General features: G+C 57.9%; 27 protein-coding genes and 1 tRNA gene. 15 read left to right on the top strand and 13 right to left on the bottom strand.

Going from position 1 to position 26,211, the window contains the following annotated elements; translation table 11 throughout:
- The first annotated feature begins 54 nt into the window (after positions 1–54).
- The 3 genes from mtgA (at position 55) to BLS30_RS03290 (ending at position 2,419) form a co-directional block, all read left to right on the top strand.
- Positions 55–1,440, top strand: a complete 1,386-nt coding sequence (gene mtgA / locus BLS30_RS03300; RefSeq protein WP_090226549.1) for a monofunctional biosynthetic peptidoglycan transglycosylase — start codon at positions 55–57, stop codon at positions 1,438–1,440.
- 187 nt (positions 1,441–1,627) lie between these two features.
- Positions 1,628–1,813: a 50S ribosomal protein L32 gene (gene rpmF, locus BLS30_RS03295; protein WP_046477624.1), complete on the top strand. Its 186-nt coding sequence runs from the start codon at positions 1,628–1,630 to the stop codon at positions 1,811–1,813.
- 180 nt (positions 1,814–1,993) lie between these two features.
- Positions 1,994–2,419: a hypothetical protein gene (locus tag BLS30_RS03290; RefSeq protein ID WP_046477626.1), complete on the top strand. Its 426-nt coding sequence runs from the start codon at positions 1,994–1,996 to the stop codon at positions 2,417–2,419.
- A gap of 172 nt (positions 2,420–2,591) precedes the next feature.
- On the opposite strand, the gene phaR is transcribed toward BLS30_RS03290, so the two are convergent.
- The gene (gene phaR, locus BLS30_RS03285) at positions 2,592–3,242 is read right to left on the bottom strand and encodes a polyhydroxyalkanoate synthesis repressor PhaR (RefSeq protein ID WP_046477627.1); all 651 of its coding nucleotides are present in this window, start codon (positions 3,240–3,242) and stop codon (positions 2,592–2,594) included.
- 268 nt (positions 3,243–3,510) lie between these two features.
- On the opposite strand from phaR, the gene BLS30_RS03280 reads away from it, so the two are divergent.
- Positions 3,511–4,701 (top strand): acetyl-CoA C-acetyltransferase, encoded by a 1,191-nt coding sequence (locus BLS30_RS03280; RefSeq protein ID WP_090226547.1) that lies wholly within the window; start codon positions 3,511–3,513, stop codon positions 4,699–4,701.
- 103 nt (positions 4,702–4,804) lie between these two features.
- On the top strand, positions 4,805–5,530 hold the full coding sequence (phbB, locus tag BLS30_RS03275) for a beta-ketoacyl-ACP reductase (protein ID WP_090226545.1): 726 nt from the start codon (positions 4,805–4,807) through the stop codon (positions 5,528–5,530).
- A gap of 76 nt (positions 5,531–5,606) precedes the next feature.
- On the opposite strand, the gene BLS30_RS03270 is transcribed toward phbB, so the two are convergent.
- The 3 genes from BLS30_RS03270 to BLS30_RS03260 form a co-directional block, all read right to left on the bottom strand.
- Positions 5,607–5,801: a hypothetical protein gene (locus BLS30_RS03270; protein WP_244465033.1), complete on the bottom strand. Its 195-nt coding sequence runs from the start codon at positions 5,799–5,801 to the stop codon at positions 5,607–5,609.
- A gap of 179 nt (positions 5,802–5,980) precedes the next feature.
- Entirely contained in the window at positions 5,981–8,977 is a 2,997-nt protein-coding gene (polA, locus tag BLS30_RS03265) for a DNA polymerase I (protein ID WP_090226539.1), read from the bottom strand.
- A gap of 127 nt (positions 8,978–9,104) precedes the next feature.
- Positions 9,105–9,314 carry a hypothetical protein gene (locus BLS30_RS03260; RefSeq protein ID WP_046477631.1) on the bottom strand — a complete coding sequence of 70 codons (210 nt, stop codon included), beginning with the start codon at positions 9,312–9,314 and terminating at the stop codon, positions 9,105–9,107.
- Positions 9,315–9,556: 242 nt separating this feature from the next.
- Here BLS30_RS03260 and BLS30_RS03255 point away from each other — a divergent pair, with 242 nt between their 5' ends.
- Positions 9,557–10,204 (top strand): cation efflux transmembrane domain-containing protein, encoded by a 648-nt coding sequence (locus BLS30_RS03255; RefSeq protein ID WP_090226537.1) that lies wholly within the window; start codon positions 9,557–9,559, stop codon positions 10,202–10,204.
- Positions 10,205–10,243: 39 nt separating this feature from the next.
- Here the strand turns inward: BLS30_RS03255 and BLS30_RS18460 are convergent, their stop codons facing one another.
- Together BLS30_RS18460 and BLS30_RS18455 are read right to left on the bottom strand one after the other, a co-directional pair.
- Positions 10,244–10,492, bottom strand: a complete 249-nt coding sequence (locus BLS30_RS18460; RefSeq protein ID WP_342027531.1) for a TrmO family methyltransferase domain-containing protein — start codon at positions 10,490–10,492, stop codon at positions 10,244–10,246.
- On the bottom strand, positions 10,465–10,722 hold the full coding sequence (locus BLS30_RS18455) for a hypothetical protein (protein WP_342027530.1): 258 nt from the start codon (positions 10,720–10,722) through the stop codon (positions 10,465–10,467). Before BLS30_RS18455 ends, BLS30_RS18460 begins: the two co-directional genes overlap by 28 nt.
- Before the next feature lie 120 nt (positions 10,723–10,842).
- Here BLS30_RS18455 and BLS30_RS03245 point away from each other — a divergent pair.
- The 5 genes from BLS30_RS03245 (at position 10,843) to BLS30_RS03225 (ending at position 14,222) form a co-directional block, all read left to right on the top strand.
- Positions 10,843–10,919, top strand: a tRNA-Arg gene (locus tag BLS30_RS03245).
- Positions 10,920–11,170: 251 nt separating this feature from the next.
- Positions 11,171–11,926, top strand: a complete 756-nt coding sequence (locus tag BLS30_RS03240; RefSeq protein WP_170832399.1) for an outer membrane protein — start codon at positions 11,171–11,173, stop codon at positions 11,924–11,926.
- Positions 11,927–12,194: 268 nt separating this feature from the next.
- The gene (locus tag BLS30_RS03235) at positions 12,195–12,791 is read left to right on the top strand and encodes a GNAT family N-acetyltransferase (RefSeq protein WP_170832398.1); all 597 of its coding nucleotides are present in this window, start codon (positions 12,195–12,197) and stop codon (positions 12,789–12,791) included.
- 166 nt (positions 12,792–12,957) lie between these two features.
- A complete protein-coding gene (locus tag BLS30_RS17950) occupies positions 12,958–13,200 on the top strand; it encodes a hypothetical protein (RefSeq protein WP_139165283.1) in 243 nt (80 codons plus the stop codon).
- Positions 13,201–13,211: 11 nt separating this feature from the next.
- A complete protein-coding gene (locus BLS30_RS03225) occupies positions 13,212–14,222 on the top strand; it encodes a CoA transferase (protein ID WP_170832397.1) in 1,011 nt (336 codons plus the stop codon).
- An 85-nt stretch (positions 14,223–14,307) separates the two neighbouring features.
- On the opposite strand, the gene BLS30_RS03220 is transcribed toward BLS30_RS03225, so the two are convergent.
- Positions 14,308–15,288, bottom strand: a complete 981-nt coding sequence (locus BLS30_RS03220; protein ID WP_076605292.1) for an MBL fold metallo-hydrolase — start codon at positions 15,286–15,288, stop codon at positions 14,308–14,310.
- A gap of 132 nt (positions 15,289–15,420) precedes the next feature.
- The gene (locus BLS30_RS03215) at positions 15,421–16,005 is read right to left on the bottom strand and encodes an OsmC family protein (RefSeq protein ID WP_210183994.1); all 585 of its coding nucleotides are present in this window, start codon (positions 16,003–16,005) and stop codon (positions 15,421–15,423) included.
- 150 nt (positions 16,006–16,155) lie between these two features.
- Between BLS30_RS03215 and BLS30_RS03205 the strand changes: the two genes are divergently transcribed.
- Both BLS30_RS03205 and BLS30_RS03200 read left to right on the top strand, forming a co-directional pair.
- A complete protein-coding gene (locus BLS30_RS03205; RefSeq protein WP_210183993.1) occupies positions 16,156–17,190 on the top strand; it encodes a GlxA family transcriptional regulator in 1,035 nt (344 codons plus the stop codon).
- 162 nt (positions 17,191–17,352) lie between these two features.
- Positions 17,353–18,234: a helix-turn-helix transcriptional regulator gene (locus BLS30_RS03200; protein WP_046477653.1), complete on the top strand. Its 882-nt coding sequence runs from the start codon at positions 17,353–17,355 to the stop codon at positions 18,232–18,234.
- A gap of 95 nt (positions 18,235–18,329) precedes the next feature.
- Here the strand turns inward: BLS30_RS03200 and BLS30_RS03195 are convergent, their stop codons facing one another.
- The 5 genes from BLS30_RS03195 to BLS30_RS03175 form a co-directional block, all read right to left on the bottom strand.
- Positions 18,330–19,181 carry an ABC transporter substrate-binding protein gene (locus BLS30_RS03195; RefSeq protein WP_052743766.1) on the bottom strand — a complete coding sequence of 284 codons (852 nt, stop codon included), beginning with the start codon at positions 19,179–19,181 and terminating at the stop codon, positions 18,330–18,332.
- A gap of 27 nt (positions 19,182–19,208) precedes the next feature.
- Positions 19,209–19,979, bottom strand: coding sequence for an ATP-binding cassette domain-containing protein (locus BLS30_RS03190; protein WP_170832396.1), 771 nt, complete (start codon positions 19,977–19,979; stop codon positions 19,209–19,211).
- Entirely contained in the window at positions 19,972–20,679 is a 708-nt protein-coding gene (locus BLS30_RS03185; RefSeq protein ID WP_046477658.1) for an ABC transporter permease, read from the bottom strand. The genes BLS30_RS03190 and BLS30_RS03185 overlap by 8 nt, the downstream gene beginning before the upstream one ends.
- A gap of 228 nt (positions 20,680–20,907) precedes the next feature.
- Positions 20,908–21,747 (bottom strand): quinoprotein dehydrogenase-associated SoxYZ-like carrier, encoded by an 840-nt coding sequence (locus BLS30_RS03180; protein WP_170832395.1) that lies wholly within the window; start codon positions 21,745–21,747, stop codon positions 20,908–20,910.
- 88 nt (positions 21,748–21,835) lie between these two features.
- On the bottom strand, positions 21,836–22,570 hold the full coding sequence (locus tag BLS30_RS03175; protein ID WP_082101057.1) for a thermonuclease family protein: 735 nt from the start codon (positions 22,568–22,570) through the stop codon (positions 21,836–21,838).
- A gap of 323 nt (positions 22,571–22,893) precedes the next feature.
- On the opposite strand from BLS30_RS03175, the gene BLS30_RS03170 reads away from it, so the two are divergent.
- Both BLS30_RS03170 and speD read left to right on the top strand, forming a co-directional pair.
- Positions 22,894–25,206 carry an AsmA family protein gene (locus BLS30_RS03170; protein WP_170832394.1) on the top strand — a complete coding sequence of 771 codons (2,313 nt, stop codon included), beginning with the start codon at positions 22,894–22,896 and terminating at the stop codon, positions 25,204–25,206.
- A 324-nt stretch (positions 25,207–25,530) separates the two neighbouring features.
- Positions 25,531–26,088 (top strand): adenosylmethionine decarboxylase, encoded by a 558-nt coding sequence (gene speD / locus BLS30_RS03165; RefSeq protein WP_076605293.1) that lies wholly within the window; start codon positions 25,531–25,533, stop codon positions 26,086–26,088.
- Positions 26,089–26,211 lie beyond the last annotated feature (123 nt).

Here is a 26,211-nt window from a genome sequence, read left to right as displayed (position 1 = left end):
ACCGGCCGCGCCCGACACAGACGGGAACCCAAAGCAGCCGAGTGTCAAGGCCGTATGCACGACCGAAAGCTGACAGTCTGCGTTGATCGCGCTGGCCCGGAGATGACGAACGAACCTGTAAAGGAAACGTCGACCTCCGAACAGCCGCCGATGCCGCATGAGGCCGCGCGCCGCGATATCCTGGCGCGTTTGGTGCTGGCAGCCACGGAAGTCGCACAGGTATCACCGGAGCGCGTTGCCGAAACAGATGGGTCCGATCCTGCGGTAAGCGGGGACAGGGGCCTTCCCTCAGCGAGGATATCCGAACCGGCCCGAGAACTGCTTCCATCAGTCCCCGCTGCTCCTCTGCCGTTGGGTAGACAGGGAGCAGACGAAGAACCGTGCGAGGTGGGAAGCGAGCCGCTGTCGCAAGGCCAGTCAGAAGGAGAGGCTGTATCGGAGCCCGAGCCGGTTCTCCCCGCGGAACCAGTTGAAAACACAGGAGAGGGACAAGTCCAGGAGGCGCCGGCTACCGAAGTCGATACTGCTCCAGTAAGCTCCGAACCTGTCCTTCCGGCCAGCGCCGCCAACGTCGAAACCGGCCCCGAACCGGCGGCAGAGATGAGTGCTCAGTTAGAGGCACAGGCACTCCAACGTTCGGCCGCGCCGATGAGCCGATCCTATTATGCAGGTCCGACCGCTGGCGCGATGGACGCACCAGTTTCGTCTCAACTGCAACGAGAGACACGCACCGAACCGACGAAACTTCGCAAGATTACGCGAATAATTGGTCGTTTGGCTCGGTATATGATGCTCGCACTGGTTGCATGGTATGTGGTGATGGTGGTCCTGGTCGCGGTGCTTGGCTTCGTCAATCCACCCACCTCCGCCCTAATGCTGATCCGCGCAGCGCAAGGCGTCGACATCGATCAGCGCTGGGTTCCGCTCAACAAAATTTCCCCCAAACTCGTGCATGCGGTGATCGTGTCGGAGGACGGGCGTTTCTGCCGCCATTGGGGCATCGACCCGAGAGAGATTCTGGCGGCCATTCGGCGTGCGAACGGTGGTACACCGCGTGGCGCCTCCACAATGACCATGCAACTTGCTAAGAACATGTTCCTGTGGCCGCAGCAGAGCTATGTCCGCAAAGCACTTGAAGTCCCGTTGACGCTGACGATCGATGCGCTGTGGTCGAAGGCGCGTATTGCCGAGATTTACCTGAATATTGTCGAATGGGGACCCGGCATATTCGGTGCCGAAGCAGCAGCGCGTCGTCATTTCGATAGGTCGGCAGAGAAACTCACAACCCGCCAGGCCGCACTCTTGGCGGTCTCGTTGCCAAGCCCGATCAGACGCAAGCCTGGCTCTCCGAGCCGCCTGATGAATAAAATGGCATCCACGATTATTGCTCGTATGCGCACCATGTCCAATGCGGATGCCTGCGTCACCGAAGCTCGGTAGTGTCGGGCAAAGGCCCCGAAGGGACTGGCGTTTCCGCGATTTTACGCGTATATAGCCCGGCAAATGATCGGGGGAAGTCGCCATGCTGAGCGGCCGCCCGCGTGAAAAGCTATAGACAATCAAGCCTGTTAGCGGTCTGGGGCACACCTCCGACGCCAGCGGGTCATATGCACTTTGGAGTCGAGAAATGGCAGTTCCAACAAAGAAAGTATCGCGGACGAAGCGCGGCACCCGCCGTTCGCACGATTCGCTCAGCGCCCCGACCTATGTTGAAGACAAGGAATCGGGTGAGCGTCGCCGTCCGCATCACATCGACCTGAAGAGCGGAAAATACCGTGGTCGTCAGATCTTGGCCCCCCAATCTGACGTCTGATAGATTGACGCTACGCAATTTCCCCATGATCGTCTGACCACTATCGAGTCGCGGCCGAGCTGATATGAGCTTGGCCAGGACGTTCTGCGGGGCATGGACCTGATTGCCACGTGAAACGTTCAGCTGTCATGTACTGATGCTATTCCAGCCTGCCTCGGGCTATCACGGGAGATGTAGTAGATGTCGATCCGGTCCCTGCCGCTAATCGTTTTCGCCTTTATTTTCTATAATATCGTTGTGTTGCTAGGCGGCAGCGCGGCGCCTGACGACGTTCTGCGTCAAGAAATCTTCCAGTTGCCGTCCTTCCGCGGTGGCGAACGGGTGTGGAGCTTCAACTGGGGCGATCTTATTTTGCTCGTCACCATGCTGATGCTCTTCGCTGAGATCTTGAAGGCGACATACACGTCGACGGCGTCGTTGCTCGATCACGGATTATCGATGGTGGTGTTCATCGCGTGCCTTATCGAGTTTCTGCTCGTGGATGCGGCCTTCACCAGCGTGTTCTTCCTGATCATGGTTGCAACCCTGATCGACGTGGTCGCTGGATACACAATAGGAATTCGTGTGGCGCGCAGGGATATTGGCTTTGGTGGCTTAGACCACTAGTGACGACGGTCGTCCTTTAAGCGAACCGAACATCGACGCGCCAACATCTCGTTGGCGCGTCTTTTTTATCTTGAAGCGTTATGAATTCTGCAAAGGCGTTCGGCTCACGGTAGGAACCGTCTGAGTAACGGGGGCCAGCGTGGGGGATATCCGCCACCTGTTCAGCGTGAACTCAGTCCTGGTCGCGGGAGAGTTTCTCGATTTTCTGCTGCATCGCCGCCAACTGAGACTTCAGCTCGGCAATATCGTCGAGGGAAGCGCTATTTGTTGCTGACGCGGATCCACTTTCCGAGGACTCCGTCTCTGAGCCGGGCTGTGGGGTGCTTTGGGCCGCGTCCGCACCTTTCGGTGAAAAAGGCGTCCACATCGACATGGCCTGCTCAAAAATTGCCATGTTGCGCCGAGCTTGCTCTTGGTATGCCTCGAACGCAGCGGAAGGGTTGCCGAAGGCCGTTGCGAACTGACTGCGGAAGCGCTCTTGTTCCTTCACCAGTGCCTCAAGACTAAATTGCAGGTAGGTGGGCACCATCCGCGCAATACTGTCATCGTAGAAGCGGATCAACTGCCTGAGGAACGGAATAGGCAGCAGCGTCTGTCCCTTGCTTTCCTGGTCGACAATGATTTGCGTTAAAACAGAATGGGTTAGTTCATCGCCGGTTTTAGCGTCGTAGACAACGAAATCGCGATCGGAGCGCACCATGGCCGCCAGATCGTCGAGCGTTACATAGGTGCTCGTTTCGGTATTGTAGAGGCGGCGGTTGGCGTACTTCTTGATGACGACGGTTTCACGCTTCTCGCCGGACGCTTCAGGTTTGTTCAGCATATTCGAAAAATCCCGATGTCCTGCATTGTTGTGCGCTGCATGAAAGTAACATAGCAGCCGGTGCTCTTGAAAGCCGTTTGTGCTGATTGATTAGGCATACTGAGACAATTGACCCTCGTTAGTCCCGATTGCCGTCGTGATCGACTAACTGCTATCACCGCTAGAACGGGTTTCCAGCCAATCGTGTTACGACGCTTGGTCATCACGCCCCGATCCGATTAAATTTATCATTAAGCGGCCGGCATAGACCCGGCGAAGGAGACGCTACATGAGCCAAGATAATGAGACGATCGTAATTGCTAGCGCGGCACGCACGCCCGTCGGTTCGTTCAATGGCTCGTTAGCGGCGGTTCCAGCCCACGAACTCGGAAAAGTCGCCATTACGGCGGCGTTGGAGCGGGCTGGCGTTCAACCCAACGAGGTCTCCGAGGTTATTCTCGGTCAGGTTTTGACGGCCGGTGCCGGTCAAAATCCAGCCCGTCAGGCGTCCATCGCGGCGGGTCTCCCGATTGAAACAACCGCTTGGGGTATGAACCAGGTCTGCGGCTCCGGTCTGCGCGCCGTGGCGCTCGGCGCTCAGCAGATCATGACTGGGTCGGCTTCCATTGTTGTCGCCGGTGGCCAGGAAAACATGAGCATGTCGCCCCACTGCATGCATCTGCGCGACGGTGTGAAGATGGGCGACGCCAAGATGATCGACACCATGATCCGCGATGGCCTGTGGGACGCCTTTAACGGCTATCACATGGGAACGACCGCTGAAAACGTTGCCCGCCAGTTTCAGATTACTCGCGAAGAGCAAGACGCCTTCGCAGCTGCGTCTCAGAACAAGGCGGAAGCAGCCCGCAAAGCCGGTAAGTTCAAGGATGAAATTGCACCGGTGACGGTCAAGACGCGCAAGGCCGAGGTGGTCGTCGATCAGGACGAGTACATCAAGGAAGGCGTCACTGCGGAATCGATTGCGAAGCTGCGTCCGGCTTTTGATCCTAAGGAAGGCACCGTAACGGCCGCTAACGCATCCGGCATCAACGACGGTGCGGCGGTTGCACTGCTGATGACGGCGGCTGAAGCCAAGCGTCGTGGCTTGACCCCATTGGCGCGCATCGTGTCATGGGCAACGGCCGGCGTCGATCCGTCCGTCATGGGTACCGGCCCGATTCCAGCAGCCAAGAAAGCACTCGAAAGGGCTGGCTGGTCAGCGGATGACCTCGATCTTATTGAGGCCAATGAAGCCTTCGCGGCGCAGGCTTGCGCGGTCAACAAGGGACTCGGCTGGGACGTTTCCAAGGTCAACGTCAACGGCGGCGCTATTGCTATCGGCCATCCCATCGGAGCTTCGGGCTGCCGCATTCTCAATACGCTGCTGTTCGAAATGCGTCGTCGTGATGCGCGCAAAGGCCTGGCAACCCTGTGCATCGGTGGCGGTATGGGCATCGCTCTTTGCGTCGCCCGCGATTGAGGTTTCACGCAATTACTTTAGGGTTCCGGAGGCGCAGCTTTGCCCTCCGGCATTTTTCAGTTCGAAAAACATAAGCGTTTACAACTAGGAAGAGGAAGAAAACATGGCAAGGGTAGCCGTCGTTACAGGTGGTACGCGCGGTATCGGTCACGCCGTTTCTGTTGCACTCAAGGAAGCCGGATATCGTGTTGCCGCCAACTACGCCGGCAATGATGAGGCAGCTGAGAAATTCAAGGCGGAAACTGGTATTCCGGTTTTCAAGTGGTCGGTTGCTGACTTTGACGCGTGCGCCGAAGGCATCAAGCGCGTTGAGGCCGAGGTCGGTCCTGTGGATGTCCTCGTCAACAATGCCGGCATTACGCGTGACGGCATGTTCCACAAGATGACACGTGAGCAGTGGGACGCGGTCATCGGCACCAACCTCAACGGCTTGTTCAATATGACCCGGCCCGTCTGGGAAGGCATGCGTGATCGCAAGTTTGGCCGCATCATCAATATCTCGTCGATCAATGGCCAGAAGGGCCAGATGGGCCAGGTGAACTACTCAGCCTCGAAGGCCGGCGATCTCGGGTTTACGAAAGCGCTCGCACAGGAAGGTGCATTCAAGGGCATCACCGTCAATGCGATCTGCCCGGGCTACATCGGCACCGAGATGGTGCGCGCCATCGACCCTGCGGTACTTGAAAAGAACATCCTGCCGTACATTCCTGTCGGCCGATTGGGTGAGCCTGAAGAAATCGCACGTATTGTAGTATTCCTGGCGTCCGAAGATGCTGGTTTCATCACCGGTTCGACGATCTCGGCCAACGGTGGCCAGTACATGGTCTGATCGTTTTTTCTCGATCGAGAATCCACGTTGGAGGGAGCCTCAGGGCTCCCTCTTTTTTTGAAGGCGGCCTCGGATCTCACGGATGTGCGATGCGCTCTTCGGGAGGGTTGCGCTTATCGCCCCGTTGATTGCTTCTCCGGGAATAGGTGATCATCGCTTCGGGATGAACAATCTTCGCCTTAAGGGCGGCGACGAGCGCATCTTCCGCCTCAACGACAACGTGGTTCGCTTTCCCCTCAAGTTTGAGGCCGACAGTGAATTTCTGGGTCACAGGGCACCTCTTGATCAAAAGCATCGCCGAAGTGGCACCCGAGAGTAGATCAAACAGCCCGGTAGTGCATCTTCAACGTGCCGGAGCCGCGAGGGAGACTAACCGAGTCACGTCTCAAACAGTCGAATACGGACAACGGCAATCCCATCAATTTGGTTCGGCAGCCCGTGAAGCGTTGCTCAATGCGCCGCTTCCCAGTTGTCTGCAGCCTTCGCGTCGACATGGATTGGCACGCTAAGCCTGACCGCCGGTTCCGCTGCACCCTCCATCACAGAGCGCACGGTTTCGATTGTACGATCGACGTCCGCATCGGCAACCTCGAAGATCAATTCGTCGTGGACCTGCAGGAGCATGCGTGCGGAACGCAGGTTCGCGTTTTCGAGTGCCGCGGGCATGCGCACCATGGCGCGCCGGATGATATCGGCGGCCGAGCCCTGTATCGGCGCGTTGATCGCCGCACGTTCCAAGAAGCCACGCATGGACGGATTACGCGTATTGATCTCGGGATAATGGACATGACGGCCAAAGATCGTGGTCACGTAGCCATTCTCGTGGGCGAACTTCTTGGTCTGATCCATGTAGTCGCGAATGCCGGGGAAGCGCTCGAAGTAGGTTTTAATGTATTGACCGGCTTCTTCGCGTGAAATTCCGAGCTGATTGGCGAGCCCGAACGCCGAAATCCCATAGATGATCCCGAAGTTGATCGCTTTGGCGCGCCGCCGCACTTCGCCGGGCATGCCTTCCACAGGCACCCCGAACATCTCGGACGCAGTCATCGCGTGAATGTCGAGGCCGTCTGCGAACGCCTGCTTCAACTGAGCGATATCCGCAATATGCGCGAGAACCCGCAACTCGATCTGCGAATAGTCTGCCGAAATGAGCTTAGCCCCCTCCGATGAAATGAAGGCAGTACGGATTTCACGTCCTTCTTTCGTCCGAATCGGAATGTTCTGGAGGTTGGGATCCGACGAAGCCAGGCGCCCAGTCGTCGTCGACGCCATGGCATACGACGTATGAATGCGACCGCTTTCGGGATGAATGTAATTCGGCAAGGCGTCCGTATAAGTCGATCGTAGCTTTGAGAGCTGCCGCCACTCCAGCATTGTCAGGACTAGACGACGAGCATCTTCAGGAAGGTCCTCGTTGTTCGCGAGATCATCCAGCAGGCTTGCGCGCGTTTCCCACTGTCCGCTTTTCGTTTTCTTCCCGCCTGGCAACTTCAGTTTGTCGAACAGCAGAACGCCGAGCTGCCGCGGGGACCCGAGATTGAACGTATCCCCCGCCAATTCGTGGACCTCAGCCTCTAGAGCCGCGATCCGCTGCTGGAACGTGCCGGACAAACGCGAGAGGATCGTTCGGTCGACCTTGATCCCACAACATTCCATGTCGGAGATGATGCGCACGAGAGGTCTCTCCAGCGTTTCGTAAACACTGGTCATGCGTTCGGCGACGAGACGTGGCTTCAGCTTATGCCACAGCCGCAGCGTCACCTCAGCGTCTTCCGCGGCGTACTCTGTCGCTTTGTCGATCGGCACCGCTGCAAACGTTTTCGTCGCCTTTTTTCCGCCCGGCGCCGTCTCAATTACTTTTGAGAATGGCACGCAGCTATGGCCGAGATGGCGCATGGCCAGTTCGTCCATGCCGTGGCCGCCGCGGCCGCCGTCGAGGGCATAGGAGATCAGCATCGTATCGTCGAAGCTGTTCAACCGAATGCCGTAGCGCTGCATGACGAGGCAGTCGTACTTTAGGTTCTGCCCGATCTTCAGAATGCTGGGGTCTTCGAGCAGGGGTTTGAGCAGGTCGAGCGCCTCGCGTATGGGCATTTGCACGAGGTCGCTCTCACCACCAAAATCGAGCCCGCCGCCCGCCGCGACGTGACCCAGCGGCACGTAACAGGCCGCACCTGGTTCGGTGGCCATCGAAAGGCCAACGAGATGCACCTGCATGGCGTCGAGCCCTGTGGTCTCCGTGTCGAAGGCGAAATGGCCGGTTTCATAAGCACGTGTGATCCAGTCGGACAACTGTTCCGTCGTCGTCACCGTCTCATATTTAGTCCTGTCGATCGCGGGCTCTGTCGCGAGCAGATTTCCATGCGCAACCGAGGCGCCAGGTGTGCCCGCCCCACCTGGAGACGACGCAGCACGCGATGTGTCGTCGACCACAGTAACGGTCTTCACTTTCGCGACCGTCACGCCCACGGAAACCTTCAAAGCGGGCGGTGGCTCCGCACCGAGCTTCTCCGCGATGCGCCGCGTCAGCGTGTTAAATTCCATCTGCTGGAGGAAGCCGAGCAGGGATCCCGCCTCAGGATCACGAACGCCAAGGGCTTCCAGCTTGACGTTGACGGGAACATTAGCGTCGAGCCGAACGAGATCGCGGCTGACCCTGGCCTGATCGGCAAACTCGGTGAGCCGTTCACGCCGCTTTGGCTGTTTGATCTCTCCTGCACGTTCCAACAAGGCATCGAGATCGCCAAACGTATTGATCAGTTCGGCCGCCGTCTTAACACCGATTCCCGGCACCCCCGGAACGTTGTCGACGGAATCCCCTGCAAGCGCTTGCACGTCGACGACTTTGTCGGGCGGAACGCCGAATTTTTCGCGCACCTCGTCCGGACCGATGCGCTTGTTTTTCATGCCATCGATCATGACCAGGCCGGGTCTGACGAGCTGCATCAGATCCTTATCGGACGAGATAATCGTAACGTCGGCACCTGCGTCGAGCGCTTGCCGTCCGAATGTCGCGATCAGGTCGTCCGCCTCGTAGCCTTCCTGTTCGATGCAAGCGACATTGAAGGCCTGCACCGCCGTTCGGATAAGCGGAAATTGCGGGATCAGCTCTTCCGGCGGTGGCGGCCGGTTGGCCTTGTAGTCGGCATAAATATCGTTGCGAAACGTCTTGGCGGAATGGTCGAACACCACCGCGATGTGGGTCGGAGCCTCCGACGCCTTGCTGTCGGCGAGCAGCTTCCACAGCATTTGACAAAAACCGTGGACCGCTCCGACCGGCAACCCGTCCGAGGGACGCGTCAACGGCGGCAAAGCGTGAAAAGCTCTGAAAATATATCCGGAGCCATCGACCAGATAGACGTGGCTGCCCTTGATGACCGGCACCGGCTCGCCTTCCGGCACCGTACACGTCGTGGTGATGGAGTCTGCTATTTTGGATGTGCTCATGGGCCGGGACTATAGGCTGAAACCGAAGCCCCGGTCACCTGCAGTCCGCTAAACTCCTGCGTCAAATCGTTGGACCCTGTTTCGCGGCCCCTCGCTGGCCGCGAATCGCTCTGGAGAAGACGCCGGATTAGCGGTTTGATCCAGCCGGGCGGTCGGCGTCCAGGGCTTCGCGCGCCACTTCGGCGACATCGGACCAATTCATCGGGGCATAGCCCGGCACACCTTCGGCCGCAGTCAGGATACGTTGAAGCGCGCGGCGCATGCGCGTTTCACGTGCCCGGTTGCGGGCAGCTTCAGCCTCGATCAGGCTACCTTGGACAGAGCGGAACTCCATCATCGTCGTCGTGCTCCCTTAGCTGTCGCGTAACAGTCGCGATAAGCCAAGTGTGACGCAAAAAGGCTTGCTGCATGAAGATGTTAGATGGCAACAGTGGACGGTCTGTGAACATCCTGTTGGCAACTGATCCGCAGCCCTCAGTCGATTCTGACGATGTCTCCGATCGATAGTCGCCATGTGTTGACCCTATAATGATGACAGGGTTCATTTGAATCGTGGGCCGAATTTGACAAGGTGACGATATGGTCGGCTGCTGCCAACACGATACCTGCTCGTCCAGCAATCCAAACAATAGTCCGCAGTGGCGGCAGGCACTTTGGATAGCGCTTGCTGTCAACGCCGGTATGTTCCTCGCAGAGATCGTGGCCGGCGTCGCAGCCGGCTCGGCCTCACTCCAAGCTGATGCCATCGATTTCCTGGGAGATTCCGCCAACTACGCGATCAGTCTCTGGGTCGCGGGCATGGCACTCGCGTGGCGAGCACGTGCTGCGCTGGTCAAGGGGTGGTCGCTCGCGGTACTGAGCACCGCCGTGCTGGCCTCCACTGCATGGCACTCATATGCGGGGACGTTACCTGAAGCCGGTACCATGGGAGTTGTCGCCGTTCTCGCGCTCCTTGCCAACGCGGGCGTGGCGGTGATGCTTTACCGCTTTCGGACCGGGGATGCGAACATGCGGTCGGTCTGGATCTGTTCGCGCAACGACGCGATTGGCAACATCGCCGTTCTGGCTGCCGCTGCAGGTGTTTTCGGGACCGGCACGGCATGGCCAGATCTGATCGTCGCAACAATCATGGCGGCACTTGGCGCCAGTGGCGGATGGCAGATCATCCGGCAGGCGCGAACAGAGTTGCGCCAACCCGAACTGACACCGGCGCAAGCGGCGAGCTAGTCGCCTCGCGTAAAATTCACGCTCTATACAACATGCCCGTTAGGGTCGCTGTGCGTCTGGATAGCTGTCCGTCGTCGAGAAGTAGGGTTTGAGATCGAGAAGAGGCGTCCCGTCGGCGCAATCGATATTGCGGATGGTCAAAACGTTGTCCGCGACATCAACAAGTTCGATGACGGACAACCCGATAGGGTTGGGTCGTACAGGCGATCGAAGCGCGAAAACGCCACGCGGGGCATCGAGATGGCTCGGCGATTGGACGATCAGATCACGTCGTGACTGGTCAAGCAATAAAGCGCAATGAGATGGTCGAACAGCGCAATATCTTTCAGGCCGGGCGCGAACAGCGGCGACACTTCAATTTTTGCCTCCACATCTTTCCGTTCCGCGGAGTTCTTCGGGCAGTCCGATGGTGTGGGCCACGGGGTCCGGATCACCCCGATGAACTGCAGTCCGGCATCGATTTCGGGCGGCAGTTCGATTTTCAGTTCACCCGGCCGCAGCGGCTTGAATTCTGGCATTGACGCTTGTCTCCTGCGCTTTTTGGCCCGTCCGGGCCAACCCGATTTCGGCTGGAGACTATTTACCGGCATCTGCTCAATTGCGCACGCGGTCCGGATAGGCTATCTACGTGCCTTCAAGCACCCGTAGCTCAGCTGGATAGAGTGTCGGATTCCGATTCCGAAGGTCGCAGGTTCGACTCCTGCCGGGTGCGCCATCGATATTTCCTGCCCTTTGGGCCATATCTCCCTTCCCCCCCATCTCAAATCGCGACGTTGGGACGGCGAGTTCGTGTCGTTCTCATAATTCGGACGATGTAATCCCTCGCGCCGTGAGCTGACGTATGGCTCGCCGAGCGAAGAAAGTCACCACTGCACGTTGCATTATGGCAACCACCGACGAGCACCTTCGGGATATAAGCTAAGCAGTTGGGAATATTCAGTTTCGTGCGTACCCGGTGTGTTTGCAGTGTCAGTTTTGCGTCAGTTTTGGATCGCAAATGCCGCTTTTATTCTCGGCACTCTCGTGCTGTCAGCTAACGCGACAGCTCAGGAGCCTGACTGGACGAAGCCCTATATCGGCGGCCAGCTCGGATACAGTTGGGACAATATCGACGTTTCCAGCAATCCGCCCGGAGCTTTCAGCAACCTCGGTGATTTCGGGGGAGCGATCGGTGGGATTCAGGGCGGCGGCAACTTCATTCAACAAGGCGGCCTCGTCTTCGGCCTCGTGACCGATTTCAACTGGCTCGACGGCAGCGCGCATGCGTCAACCTCCCAGTCCGCCATGGCGATTGTAGATGTCTGCGGTGACGGCTGCCTTGAGGAAACAACGGTCGAGGGCCAAACTGCGGTTGGGTTGGATCTCGAATGGAAGGCCAGTGTTCGCGGCAAAGTCGGCGTCCTCGCTGCCCCCAACGTCCTCCTCTACGCCACCGGCGGCATAGCGTTTGCCCGGCTTGAGGCAAACGCTTCACAATCCACCACTGTCACGACCATTTCGCCTTCGCAAACAACGACGTCAGCGGGCTCCGATAATGCGATCCTGACTGGCTTTGTGCTGGGCGCAGGAGCAGAAGTTTTGGTGACCCCTGCCATCGGCGTGTTTGCGCAGGTGCTGCATTACGAGTTCGAAACCGAGAGCTTGGATCTGCTCGGATCAACCGTGAATGTTGATCTCGATGAAACGATCGCAATGTTTGGCGTGAGCTTCTATCTCAACTGACGGCCGTCCGCCGGACATACGACGGAGTGAGGCTCCTGGGCCTCCTCAGAATTCACTCAATTTCTGAGATGGGCCCGACGGCTCCCGCAATATCAAACACTCGCATTTTTCACGCGTTACACTCGGAACAGAAACTCTCGGATATCTGCCGTATGAGCGCCCTGTACAAACATTTGGGAGCGCTTATGACGAATTTTGGCAGATTGCACATTGGCTCCCGCTCCGTCGCAATGCGCCGCGTTGCGACGCCGATCAGGAGGTCATGCTGATGGATCTGAAACTTAGGCCGGGCAAACGAGAAGACGCGGACGTGCTGGCCAAATTGGTCAACTACGCAGGCGAGGGGCTTCCTCGCTACCTCTGGGAGCAATTGGCCATGTCGGGTCAATCGGCGTGGGATGTTGGCCTTGAACGCGCGCGGCGCGACGACGGTAGTTTCTCCTATCGCAACGCCACGGTCGCTGAGGTGAACTGGCGACCGGCCGGATGCCTGATCGGCTATGAAATCAGCTCGGCGCCAGAACCGATTCCTGACGACATGCCAGCGATGTTTGTTCCCCTGCAGCAGTTGGAGAACCTTGCCCCGGATACGTGGTACGTGAATGTCCTGGCGGTGATGCCAGAGTACCGAAATCAAGGTCTCGGGTCTGCGCTCCTCGATTTCGCCGACACCTGCGGTAAACAGAGCCTTAGAAGTGGCATAAGCGTAATTGTATCGGACGCCAACCCATCCGCACGTCGATTGTACGAACGCCATGGCTATGTCGAGAAAGCACGCCGGCAGATGATCAAGGAAGGTTGGCAGAACGACGGAAGTTCGTGGGTGCTACTCGCGAAATCTTTCGGCGGAAACTCGACGATCTAGGTTCGCAGACAAAATGTGCCGCGGTGGTGCGATCTACGCGGCCCTAATTGCCGCCAGGACCCAGGCTGGAGGACGAGGTGCTAAACGTCTCTTGGATCAGGCGCTGGGAAGGGCAAGGGGAGGCGACCGCTCGTCCAGTATGCGGATCAGGTTGGTCGAGGGCGAAATGTTGTCGTACCTGATCCTCGAACACATAGGCACAAGCCCATACCGGCGAGGCGGAGTCCACCACCAGATCAAGGTTCAGCTGAGAATTGCAGGCTCGGGGAGGTGCAACGTTGCCGACAAGACGTCAGCCAATCGCTTTGGTGGAAGCTCGAAGAACGAGTTCTGTATCGAACTGATTATGGACGAGCGGCGTGCTATCCGGATCGGCGATATGTGCCGTGAGCAATCTTCCGGCGACTGACCCAATTCGGTTTGCGGGAATGCGGACGGTGCGGCAATGACGTTATCGCCCACGCTGCAATCTATGCTGCACAACGCGCCGGTCTCCACATCCCTGACGACATCTCCATTATGGGTATCGGGGACTATGCAGCCTCATCGGCTATAATGAAACGGTTGGGATTGGATTACGATACGGCTGCCAAGATTAATCCGCGCCTCATTTATTGCTCGATTTCCGCATTCGGGCAGACGGGTCCGCGCGCTTCGCAGGGCGCTTTCGACGTTACGATGCAGGCGATCGCGGGCATCATGAGCGTCACTGGCCATGAAGGTGGCGAGCCCGTAAAGTGCGGTGTGCCGATTGCTGACTTCGCCACGGGCCTCTACGCGGCCTACAATATTTCCACGGCATTGCTGGCGGCACGCGAAACCGGCCAGGGGTGCCATATCGATGCGTCGATGCTGGGCTGCTCACTTGGCATTGCGGCGCTTCAGACCAGTGAGTATTTCGCGAATGGCAAGGCTCCCAAGAAACTTGGTTCAGCCCATCCGAGAAATGCCCCTTATCAGGCATTCCGCGCGCAAGACGGATTTTTCGTTATCGCAGCGGGCAACGACCGCCTTTGGGAAATGGTCTGTGACGTAACCAATCTTCCGGAACTGAAAAGCGATCCGCGTTTCACCACCACGACGGATCGCGCTAAGAACCAGGAAGCACTCAAAGAACTTCTCGAGGAGAAGTTTGCTGCCGATACCGCTGAGACATGGTTGACGCGTTTCTCTAACGCTGGTGTCCCGTCGGCGCCGATCAATGATTATGGGGCCGCGCTCGCAGATCCTCAGGTCGACGCGATGGGATGGATCGAAACGATCAGCCTGCCGTCGGGACGAGAGATCAAAACCTTCGGACCGCCGGTCGCCATGTCCGGGCAGGATTTCCGGATTCGTCGTGGTCCACCAGCGCTCAACGGCGATCGCGACGCGCTGCTGCACGAAATAGAGACACAGCGGTCACAACAACTGGCACCGCAGTCTTCCTGATTTTGGTACGTGCGTAATCCGCCGTCGCTGTTCGCGACGGCGGATTTGTATCGTCCTGCGTGCGCCGCGAGACCAAGGCAAGCACTCACAAATTGAACTGATAGCTGGCTGGTACCCAGCGATAGCCTTCAGTCGTCTTCTCCACGAAGCCAACGGCTGGGAACGGCATGTGATAGCCAATGGCCGGGATAGCATCGGTCGCGACCATATCGAGGATACGCCTGCGTGTAGCAACGGCATCCTCTTTGGAGTGGTCAAAAGACACGTGCCACTCGGGTTTCATGAGAGACATCACGTAGTGGTTGGTGACGTCGGCCCAAAGCAAGAGGCGTCGCCCCTCGCTTTCAATGTTGTACGCTAGCATCCCCGGCGAATGCCCGAAGGCATCGACGGCGGTAACGCCTGAGACGACGTTTTGGCCTGGAGCGATGAACGTGGCCTTATCCGCAATGGGTACAGCAACCTTGAGAAAAAGCTCGCGGTTCTTCTGGCGGGCTTCGGGGACATCTTTACCGGCCTTCCAGTAGTCGAACTCGACTTGGCCAAAAACGTAGCGCGCGTTCGGGAAGGTCGGGCGACCGGCTGACATCAACCCGCCGATATGGTCGGGATGCCCATGCGTTATGACAACGATGTCCACCTGTTCCGGCTTATAACCCGCTTGAGGCAAGAGCTCAGCGAGCATGCCGACATCGCTGCCGCGCGCGCCACCGTTCCCCGTGTCGAACAGCACAAGGTCGTTGCCGGTGTTCACGAGCGTAACGATGTAGGGGTTCTCTAGCGTCGTGTCGGGAAGCTGGTTGGCCCGCGCGAACTCCTGGACGACTTGCACGGGCTGGTCATGTCCGAAAATGGGGTGCGGACCCGAGCGCTGCAGGACACCGTCCAGAATATTCGTGATCTCGAACGCGCCGAGTTTGAAACGGTAGATCTTTGGCCGTTTAACGCCGAGCATAGGCGCGGCGGCAAAGGCGCCGGTCTGCTCCCAACCCAGAGTGCACAGAGCTGCAGATGCCATGCCGAGCGAAAGGGCGCGACGCGTGACGTGAAGTGATCCTCTTTTCATGAAAGCGATACTCCAAAGACCAATAATTCCTCGTCGGCCATTTGGGAATGCTCAACTCAATGCGCAAACGCCGACGCGCTATTGAGTAGCGCGTCGCTGGTTTCATCTGGGAGCAGTTTTTCCGAAGGGCACTCAACCCTTGGCCCGTTCAATGACCACAGGCACCGGTCGGCAGACGGTATTGCAAACCGGTGAATGCTGTTGGGCATAGGTCATGAGGTCTTCCAGATCCTTCTCAGAGCAATCAGCTTCGACGTGCATGCGGATGCGAATCTGTTCGTAGCCCGGCGGCACACTTTCATCGATCCCTAGCAGGCCTTGGAGATCGATATCGCCTGCAAGCTCCGTCGAAAGGTCGCGGATGTGGATGCCGCGCGCCATCGCATGCAAAACGAAAGTCGTCGTGACGCAACCGGCGAGGGCATGCAGCAGGAACTCAACCGGGTTTGCCCCCTCGTTGTCACCGAGTAGAACGGGCGGCTCTCCGTTGGTGAATTCGAACGTCATAGTACGTGAATCGTCTTCCCGCCCTACTCCATAAAAATCCCGGATCGTCGAGCGGTTCTCGCCGCCGCTAATCCACGTGTTGCGCGCACGAAATTGAAACCGTGCCAAAGATTTGTCCGCCTGGATGGCTGCAATAGTGTTCCGGGCGGCCGTAACGTCCAATCCGTTGATGAGTAATGCTTCCTCGGCGATCATCGCATGCTGTTCCATGGTCATGCTCCTTTGCATCTGGATCACAAATCGCGCAGCTCACTGGAAGGAGGGCAGCGCTGATCCTGAAACATTGCGCTTGACACCGTCGCGACATCAGATCGAGTTTCGCCAAAAGCGATCTTTTCATGCCACGAACGCGGATGAAACGTGGAGCAGCCTGAGCCGATCGAAGCATTCATAATAGCTTTGCCGGAGACGGCCGGGTCCGCGCTCTATGGGATGGTCGACGTGCTTTCAGCCACGGGAACGCTCTGGCAGGAATTGGTTGGAGAAGGGGCAGGCGGTACGTTGATACGCCCTAGAATTGTTTCGCTGAACCGAAAGCCCTTCTGCTGCGGCAATGCCATTCCAGTCAGTCCCGATCTAGACTTGGCGACCGCCGCCACAGCCGAGCTGATAATACTGCCCGAACTTTGGCTCGCCCCAACTGACGACCTTAGCGATCGCTACCGGGAGTTAAAGGAATGGCTCGTGCAGCGTTATCACGATGGCAGCACGATCTATTCGGCCTGCTCGGGTTCCGTTCTGCTCGCGGCGAGCGGTTTGCTTGAAGGTCGTGAGGCGACGTCGCACTGGGGCTATGAGGATCTGTTCCGCAGAAGTTTCCCACGCGTTCGGTTCAAACCCGATCCCAATCTCGTTTTCGCCGACCCGTCAGGACGCATCGTTACCGCAGGCGGTGCCACGTCGTGGCACGATCTCGCCATTCATATCATTTCTCGTCATTGCAGCCCGGGAGAAGCAATGCGGATAGCGAAGGTCTATCTGTTGAAATGGCACTGCGAAGGACAGCTTCCCTATGCGAGCCTCATGCGCCTCCAGCCACACGCGGATTCAGCCGTACGCCGCGCCGAAGACTGGCTCGCCCGTCATTTCCGCGAAGCGAATGCAGTTTCAGGAGCGGTGGCAGCATGTGGGATTCCCGAACGGAGCTTAAAGAGGCGCTTCAAAACTGCCACGGGCGCCACCCTCATGCGTTATGTCCAGAACCTGAGAATTGAAGACGCCAAACGATTGCTCGAAACCGAACGCGGCCCGTCCGAAGATGTTGCCTCCGCAGTTGGATACGAGAACGCTGCGTTCTTTCGGCGACTGTTCAAAAGGTGCACGGGGCTGACGCCGGGTCAGTACCGGCAAATGTTCCAGCCGGTGGCGCATGCGGCTAACGCTGCAGCGGATTAACCAAACGCGCTCCACCTGAGTTTCAGGAGCTTGAACACCAGCAATGTCCATTCGGCATGGGTAAACGCATCGCCAACACAAAACCAAAGTCGGCAGCGTTCAGCTTTGCAAGTTCCGGCGCACCACTGCATAATCTACCACGCTATTGGTTCGAGAGCTTCGATGCACAGATACCTGACCACGAAAGAAGTCGCCGATTTGCTGCGCTTGAAGGAGCGCAAGGTTTACGACCTTGCCGCGTCGGGTGGCATTCCATGCACGCGCGCAACAGGCAAATTGCTGTTCCCGCGCGACGGGGTGGATGCCTGGCTGTCCAATAATACGGACGCCGGGGCTCTCGGAGCCGCTGGCCAACGCCCGAACGTGTTCCTTGGAAGTCATGATCCGTTACTGGACTGGGCATTGCTCGAGTCCCGCTGTGGTATCGCGACGTTTTTTGATGGCAGCAGCGATGGCTTGGAGCGGTTTTGCAGCCGCCAGGGCATTGCAGCGGGTATTCACCTTATCGACGCGGCGACCGGCGACTGGAATGTTCCGATAGTCAATGCGCGCCTTGGTCTTGCCAGCTGCATCCTTGTGGAATGGGCTTGGCGTCGTCGTGGCTTGATCGTTGCCAAAGGACAGGCGGAAAAGTTCGCAACGATTGGAGACCTCAAGGGACACCGAGTCGTTCCGCGTCAGCCTGAGGCCGGCAGCCAGATCCTTTTGGAGCACGTGATGGCCGAGAACGGGCTATCCGACACCGACGTCCAATTCATCCCCGCTGCGCGGTCGGAAACTGATGCGGCCGTCGCCGTTCTTGAGGGCAAGGCCGACGCTGCGTTTGGTTTGGAAGCCCTGGCTGCCAAGTATCGCCTCGACTTCGTACCGATTTGTAACGAGCGCTACGATCTTCTTGTCGACCGTCGCGCTTGGTTCGAGCCGCCGATGCAGAAGTTGCTTGCGTTTTGCCGATCATCAACCTTCACCGAGTGTGCCGCCGATTACGCAGGCTATGACGTAAGCGGTTTTGGCCGCGTCCACTTTAATGGTTTGAGCGCCTGATCGGCCCGAATAGAAGCAAATAGAAAAAGCCTGGAGCTCCGCGAGGGAACTCCAGGCTTTTTGGATTGAGAGATCAGTGCTCGCCGCGATGTGGCTTAGCCAGCCTTTTGCATGGGTTCGGCTTCAGCGTTAGGGAAGAACAGCTGCTTGCCATCGAGCTGGAATGAGCGGATCGTGTTCTGCCCGTCAGCCGACAGGACCCAATCGATGAAGGACTGGCCGGCCTTTGCCTTCACGTTCGGGCACTTTTCTGGGTTCACGAGCATGATGCCATACTGGTTGAATAGCGACTTGTCGCCTTCAACGAGAATTTCGAAATCGCCTTTGTTCTTGAAGCTGATCCAGGTGCCGCGATCCGTCAGGGCATATGCGCCCATTCCTACAGCGGTGTTCAGTGTCGCGCCCATGCCGGAGCCCGTTTCCCGATACCACTGACCACTCGAATCTTTGATGTCGACGCCTGCGGCCTTCCAAAGCTTGATCTCCGCTTTGTGCGTACCGGAGTTGTCACCGCGCGAGGCGAAGTTGGCTTTGGCCCCTGCAATCTTCTTCAAGGCGTCGCCCGCTGATTTGTCACCTTTGATTTTGGCTGGATCGGAAGGCGGGCCGACGATGATGAAGTCATTGTACATGACGTCACTGCGCTTCAAGCCGAAGCCGTCGGCAACGAATTTTTCTTCGGCTGATTTGGCGTGAACGAGCAGCACGTCGCCGTCGCAGTTCTGTGCGTTCTTGATCGCTTGGCCCGTCCCGACAGCGACGACGTTGACCTTGATGCCCGTCTTCTTCTCGAAGATTGGCAGCATATAGTCATAAAGACCGGAGTTCGCTGTCGAGGTCGTTGACTGCACGATGATCGATGCATCGTCGGCGACAGCTGGTACTGAAATACCTGCTGCGAGGACAAGGGCCATTGCGAAGCGCATACCCGCTTTTGTTGTGGTCATGAGGACGTCTCCCTAACGTTGATTGATTTAAAGGACGATGCGGCCCGCCAGGAAATCGGCTCCCTTGGCGGTCTGGGGTTTTTCGAAGAACTTCTCAGCTGGCGTGTGCTCAAGCACACCACCGCGATGCATAAGGACAATGTCGCCCGCGAGCCTCTTGGCCTGTCCGAAATCGTGGGTGATGAAGATGATTTTTGTGCCGCTCGCGTGTGCACTCGACACAATTTGCTCAATCCGCAGAACTGAAGCTGGATCAAGACTTGCTGTCGGCTCGTCGAGAAACAGAACGTCGGGTTCAAGCGCCAGAGCACGAGCGAGGGCCAACCGTTGCTGCTCTCCGCCCGACAGCAGTCGGGCAGGTTGCTTCGCGTGCTCCAGTAACCCGACATGCTCGAGAATGTGGTCGCGTTTGGCCTTGTCGGTGGGGCCGCGCAAACTCAGCACAAAGTCGACGTTTGCAGCCACGGAGCGTCGCAAAAGCACGGGCCTTTGGAAAACCATAGCCTGGCGTCGCCGCATGCCTTCATTCAGCTGTTCGCCGGACCACGTTATGGAGCCGGAGGTCGGCGTGATCATTCCATGCAGAAGCCGGATGAGTAGACTTTTGCCGGCGCCGTTCGGCCCCATGATCATTGTGATGGAGTTGGCGTTCAGATCGAGATCGACGGCATCGACCAACCGTTTGCCGCTAATCGCCAGCGTCAGGCCGCGAGCCTCCATCGGCAACAAGCCGCGCGGTGCGGCCTTTGACGCAATGATCCGTTCCCCCGCGGTTGTCCGGTCCACCGCATCAAGCATAGGCATGCCTCGCAGCCGTTGAGCGCAAGGCCATGACCGAGGCGTTGACAAGGATGGCGATCGTTAGCAGCACCATGCCGAGTGCCATTGCGAGGGCAAGATCACCTTTCGAGGTTTCCAGGGCAATCGCCGTGGTCATCACCCGGGTAAGATGAGCGATGTTGCCGCCCACGATAATAACCGCGCCGACTTCGGCGACGGCGCGCCCGAAGCCGGCAAGGGCCACGGTTAGGAGGCTGTAGCGGGCATCCCACAACAACGCCCCAATGGCGGTATGCGTTGGCACGCAAAGGGAACGGAACTGTTCGGCGTACTCAGAATAGAGGTCTTCAAGAACCTGTCGGGAGAGCGCTGCGATGATCGGCGTGATGAGGACCGACTGCGCGATAATCATGGCCGTGGGTGTGTAGAGAAGCTGCAAGAAGCCAAGCGGTCCAGCGTTCGACAGCATGAGATACACCACAAGGCCGACGACGACTGGCGGCAAGCCCATGAGCGAATTCATGAGGACGATTACCGCGCCCCGCCCCGGAAACCGCAGTACAGCTACGGTCGCCCCGATCGCGAGTCCGAAGGCGCAGGAAATCAGCATCGCCGAGAGACTGACGCGCAGCGACAGACCGATAATTTCCAGAAGGTCTGGATCTCCGGATAGCACGAGTGTGAATGCTAGCCGAAACGCTTCTGCAAAATCCTGCAAAATTAATCTCTTTATTGCAAAGTTGCCATTTCGATTGGAACTTTGCATGAAATAAAGAAGCGTATCAAGCAGGATTGCCTACCTTGCAGGCGTTTGCCTGCCACGATAGGGGCGCCCCGAAAAAGAAAAACCGGATCGCGTCAAGAATCGGGAAATATTGCAGAAATATGCAGTTTTGGGGCGCCGGCGGAAAAGCGGTCAAGCCTCCGTCATCAAACGAGACCGCGCTTAGCTCGCGTGACCGACCGGGAAGCTCTGTTGCCAGCTTGCTCCGTCGCTATCGCTGATCGTGACGTCCAACGCATGCGCCCCGTTCGCGCGATAATCGAAATCGATTGACGGATTCTGAGAAAGCGTCATGGAGCCAGCCATGGAGAACACGAGTTCATCGCCCTGCCGCACATCGACCTGGCTGACGATGCGCAACGGGATGTAGAGCAGCGAGATCTGATCCAAGACCATGCCGGTGTGGTTCGGATGCGAGATGTCGAGGCGCGCCTTGGCCTCGATCTGGCTCATCGCTGCGGGAGCTGAAGCGTTGGCGAGCTTCATCTGTCCCATGGTGGCCCGGATTTCCTCTGGGTCACCTTGCGGCGGGGCCGAACAAGACGCCTGCCCCCCTGCAAATTTTACATGGCGTTCCACCATATAGAGCTGCCCGTCGCTCGCTTCGATTACGGCACGGACATCCGTCTCGGCATTAAAGCGGAAATTGGCAGCGAGTCGAACATGGGGCCGTTGTCCTCCAATGGTGAAGACGGCTGCCACCGGCGAGGGGTTTTCATCGACAATAATGCTGACGGATTTGATCGTCCGGCCGTCCTGGAAGCGGGCATTGACCGCAACAGGCACCGCGCTTTGGTCGTCAGGTCGCGTCGGTGCGGAAAGTTCAACAACCTCACGGCCATCGAGGATCGCGCGATCGCCAAATACATCTGGCTTTAGGCCATCCCACGTCGGTCCGGCGAGTGCGGCGGCTGGCATAAGCAAACACGCGACAGTCAAGCCCCAAGCGCTGGTCCACACGGAACGTCCCTGCCATCCTGCCAAGTGCGCGCTGCTAGCCATGATCCAATCCCTGCCGCATCCTTGCAATTTTCTGCATGTGTGCGGAGAGTCGTGGAGTGCGGATAATTTGTCAACGTCCACGAAGGAGCTATTCGAACCGCGCAGCACGCCATCCCGCCGCGATGGCCTCTGCCTCATTGCAGAACCAGCGTTCGCCGCGTCCTGTGTCGATGCTTACCCTGTCGTACCAAGGGCTCCACGGAAGGTGATAGATATGGCCCGCGTGTGAGATGTTGCCCTTGATTGCGCAGCCGGCCGGCGCGGTTTGCTGTGCGCTTTGCCAGCGTTGTTTTCGATAGTCCCAGGCCGGTTTGACGGGCTTATCAGCCGTCCAGATTCCGACCTTTGCCGCCTCGGCTTCGCGCTGTTCTCCAGCATAGACGTCCGAGTACTTGGTAAAGGCCCAGGCATAACCCGCGCGCACCATCTCGGCGTTGATGTCCCGCCCTTCCACAAAACAGGTTCCAATGAGACGGCCATAGCTGTCTCGTTCATGCCCCTCACACGTAACCGTGCGCATCTGTATGATCTTGCGAAGTTGATGGCCAGCGGCATCTCCGCAGCGCCAGCTGCCAAGCCAGCGGCTAGGGCAGGATTGACTGGTTTCCGGCGCGTCTATGCCGTTAAGACGAATGCGTTCGCCTTTGATTTCGATCGTGTCGCCGTCGATGATTCGCGCGGCGCCAGAGATCGCTTCCGTTCCGGAGACACGCGCTTTCAATTTCGCAGGCAAAATCTGCAGAGTGAGACACGCGATCAGTGCGCAAGCGAGCGCAAACGCCACCCGCAAAGTTGCGCGACGAAGAAGAACAATTTCACCCATAGGTTGAAATTGCTTGATTCGTGGGTCAGTTTTGCGGCGAAGGATGGATTATAAAATGACATAATTGAATCAGTTTTTTGCGCGCTCTTTCGCGAGAGAGGCTGGAGGTATGTGTGCAATTAACAGTTGCATAGGGAGTATTGCTTAGGGCCGTGTCCGATCCGTTGTGATACGAAGCGGGCTCAGACGCGCCGGTGGGTTCTTAACCCCTAGTTTTTGCGGGATAGAGCGGGACCGTGACATAGTCCGGTCCTACCATGATGGTATCCCGCGCCCGCGTTTGCACGATCAAGCACCCATCTAAGGGAAATCCGAGGCCGACCATGACCAACCGAAACCCGCCCCCGAGTTTCCAGGATTATCGGCCGAGTTATGAGCAGGATGGCCAAACGCGACGCCGCCCACCGGCGCCGGGCGCCGGTCCATCGCGCAGATCGCCGCAACGCCAGCGCCGGGCACATCAGCGGTCATCCGGTGGCTTCGGCACCATTCTCGTTTTTGTCCTCGTCGCAGTCGTGGCTGTGATCGCGGCAGGACTCGCGTTTGTCGTTATTGCACCGCCAACGGACTTGATCCGCAGTCAACTGGTGGCGCAGGTCAAACAGAAGACCGGGCGTGATCTGACGATTGCCGGTCCGGCATCATTTAAAATATTCCCGGCGCTTGGCGTATCACTTGGTGACGTTAGCCTCGGTGCCCCGCCACAAATGGGCGGCGAACCGTTGGTCACGATGGACAGCCTCGATGTCCGGGTGAAACTGCTCCCTCTGCTGTCGGGAAAAATCGCGGTTGATACACTGGTATTGACCAATCCCGTCTTTGCTCTGCGCGTGGATGAGAATGGAGCCAAGTCCTGGGAGTTTGCCTCACAAGAGCGATTGCGTCCTGTGCAGTTGGCTCAAGCGTCCACCAGAACGACCTCTGACGCCCCTTCGCTTGTTCCCGACAGTGCACGAGGGTTTTTAACTGGTGCGTCCCCTTCGGAAGCGGCGCCGATATCGATGTCCGAGATCGAACTTGGCGAGGTGCGCATAGACAACGGCACGATCCACTTCGCTGACGCGCGTACAGGCGCGCGCGATCAGGTCGAGCAGATCAATGTCGCTTTGGGTCTGACGTCCCTTGCCGATCCGCTTCAGCTGCGGGGTGATTTTGCCTGGAAAGGTGAGAAAGTTGCGACGACAGCGACATTGACGTCGCTTGATGCAATCCTGCGGGATGCACCCGCTGATCTAAAAGCTACCGTTGAGGCTGCCACGGTGCTGGCGGGCTACGACGGTTCGATCGCTTTCTCCGATGCTCTCGCGCTGGATGGTGCCACGATTTTGGAAGCTAAGTCGCTGCGGGAGCTTGCGGCTTGGCTCGGCACGGCCCTACCGCAATCCTCTGGCTATGGTCCACTGAGTCTTCAAGGGCGGCTCAAGGTTGCCGGCAACAGCATCTCTTTACTGAATTCCAAGTCGACTCTCGATGGTTCCGAGATTGCAGGCGATATTGTTGTGACGAAGCGGCCCGGGCGTCCGCACATCAAGGCGAATTTGAAACTCGCTGAACTCGACCTCAACAAGTACATCGGCAGTCCGCAGTCACCTAGCGCTATCAAAGTCCGCCCCGCATCCACGCAAACAACAAAGGGGAACTCGCCGCAGTCCATAGAGGATCTGCTTCGCGAGCCGGGGCCACGGGTCAAAGGCTACACAAAGCGCAAGGGGTGGAGTAGCGAGCCGATCGACCTCACATTGTTGTCCGCAGCCGACGCTGATCTGGCGCTGAGCGTCGATCGTCTTCTTTTCCAGGGCCTCAAGGCGGGACGCTCACAGCTGGCCGTCGCACTCCAGGATGGGACGATGCAAGCCGATCTGCAGGAGGCCGTTCTTTATGAGGGCACTGCGCGCGGCGTCATCACGCTGAATGCGGCAAACCCGACGCTAGGTTTCAATGCCAACATCGTCGCCGATGGTGTTTCAGGCCAGCCCTTGCTGACGGATGCCGCAGATATCGATTGGCTGGCAGGACGCGGAAACCTCTCACTTGCCATTGCAAGTCAGGGCGGCAGTGAACGTGAGATCGTTGAAGGGCTGTCCGGGACTGCGGATTTCCGATTTACGGACGGTGCGCTTGTCGGATTTAATTTGGCTCAGGCGATCCGTGGATTAACCCAGGGTCGGGTGTCGGACTTCAATCGCGTCCCGACCCAGAAAACCGATTTCAGCAATCTCTCTGCAACATTTAAGATCAAAGCCGGCGTCGCCGAGAGCGACGACCTGAATATGGCGAGCCCGCTACTGCGTCTGACGGGAGCAGGCAAAATCATGCTGCCATCGCGCGAAGTCGATTTTACGCTTCGGCCCAAATTGGTCGCTAACCTGACGGGACAAGGCGGCCAGACAGGACTTGCCGGTATTGAGGTCCCGGTGCGCGTCCACGGTCCCTTCGACAACTTGAATTACACGCCCGATCTCGGCGATGTCCTGAAGGATCCCGATAAAGCCGCTGATGCAATCAAGAAGGTTGGAGAGCAGTTTAAGGGCAAGAGCGCGCAGGAAATCATCGACGGCTTCGTCACCGAAGATGAGACCGGCAAGAAGAAGATCGACACCAAAAAGCTACTGAACGGGTTGTTCGGAGGTCAGTAGATGTCGACATTGACCCCCGAATTTTAGGGCAGGGATTGATTCGGGGGACCGCGGGACCATATGAACGCGTCGGGTTGGCCATTAGAGCGCCTTGTGTGCTGGCACGTCCGAAAGTAGCCGGAACGCCTCTCGTGAACCTATTGTTTAAGCAAGAGGAAACACGAGAATTTTTTTTTCTCCGCGACCTCGAATTTTTCTTGCATGCAGGGGGCGATCCAGACATAAAGCCGACTTCCGTTCGTCCACCTGCCCCAAAGGTATCAAAACAACCCCTAAGGTAAGGAGCGGACGGGTCACATCTATCTACTGGTTGGGGAGGGTCCGATGGCCTATGACGACACCCTCTTCCAATTGGGGATGGACTTGACTCGTTCAAGCACCGCCCAAAAGGAAGATCTGAATGAAATTGCGCCCGTAGCGCAGGATGAAAGAAAAGATTTCTTCATCGAGCGTGACGGCGTTCGCTTCGCTGGTACCCATTTGATCATTGATCTATTTGGCGCCCGGCGGCTTGATGATCTCAAGTATGTAGAGCAGACGCTGAAGCGTTGTGTTGAAGTTGCTGGTGCTACGTTGTTGCACATTCATCTTCACCACTTCACGCCGAATGGCGGTGTCAGTGGTGTGGCGGTTCTCTCAGAGAGCCACATTTCGATCCACAGTTGGCCCGAGGCGGATTACGCTGCTCTCGACGTCTTCATGTGTGGCGAGGCGAAACCGCATCTCGCGATCGATGTGCTTCGCAAGGCTTTCCACGCTGAAGATGTTGTCGTGAAAGAGCATCTTCGCGGCGAGGAGCTGGAAGAGATGAAGTGGCAGACAGCCGCTTCGCGCAAGGCACCCGTCCGCCTTATGAAGGTGACGGCAAAGCAAGCCGCCTAAGCTGCAACAGATTTTTGACGAGCGGGGTGGCCGGTGTACGCACCGGCCACTTTCATTTTGAAACCGTGCAGGTGACTGTGCGGTGCTCCTGCTCGTTTCCGGAAAAGTGGGAACCGGTTTGTC

The sequence above is a fragment of the Filomicrobium insigne genome, from assembly GCF_900104305.1.
Taxonomy (GTDB): Bacteria; Pseudomonadota; Alphaproteobacteria; order Rhizobiales; family Hyphomicrobiaceae; genus Filomicrobium; species Filomicrobium insigne.
This window is presented reverse-complemented; position numbering and strand designations above follow the sequence as displayed.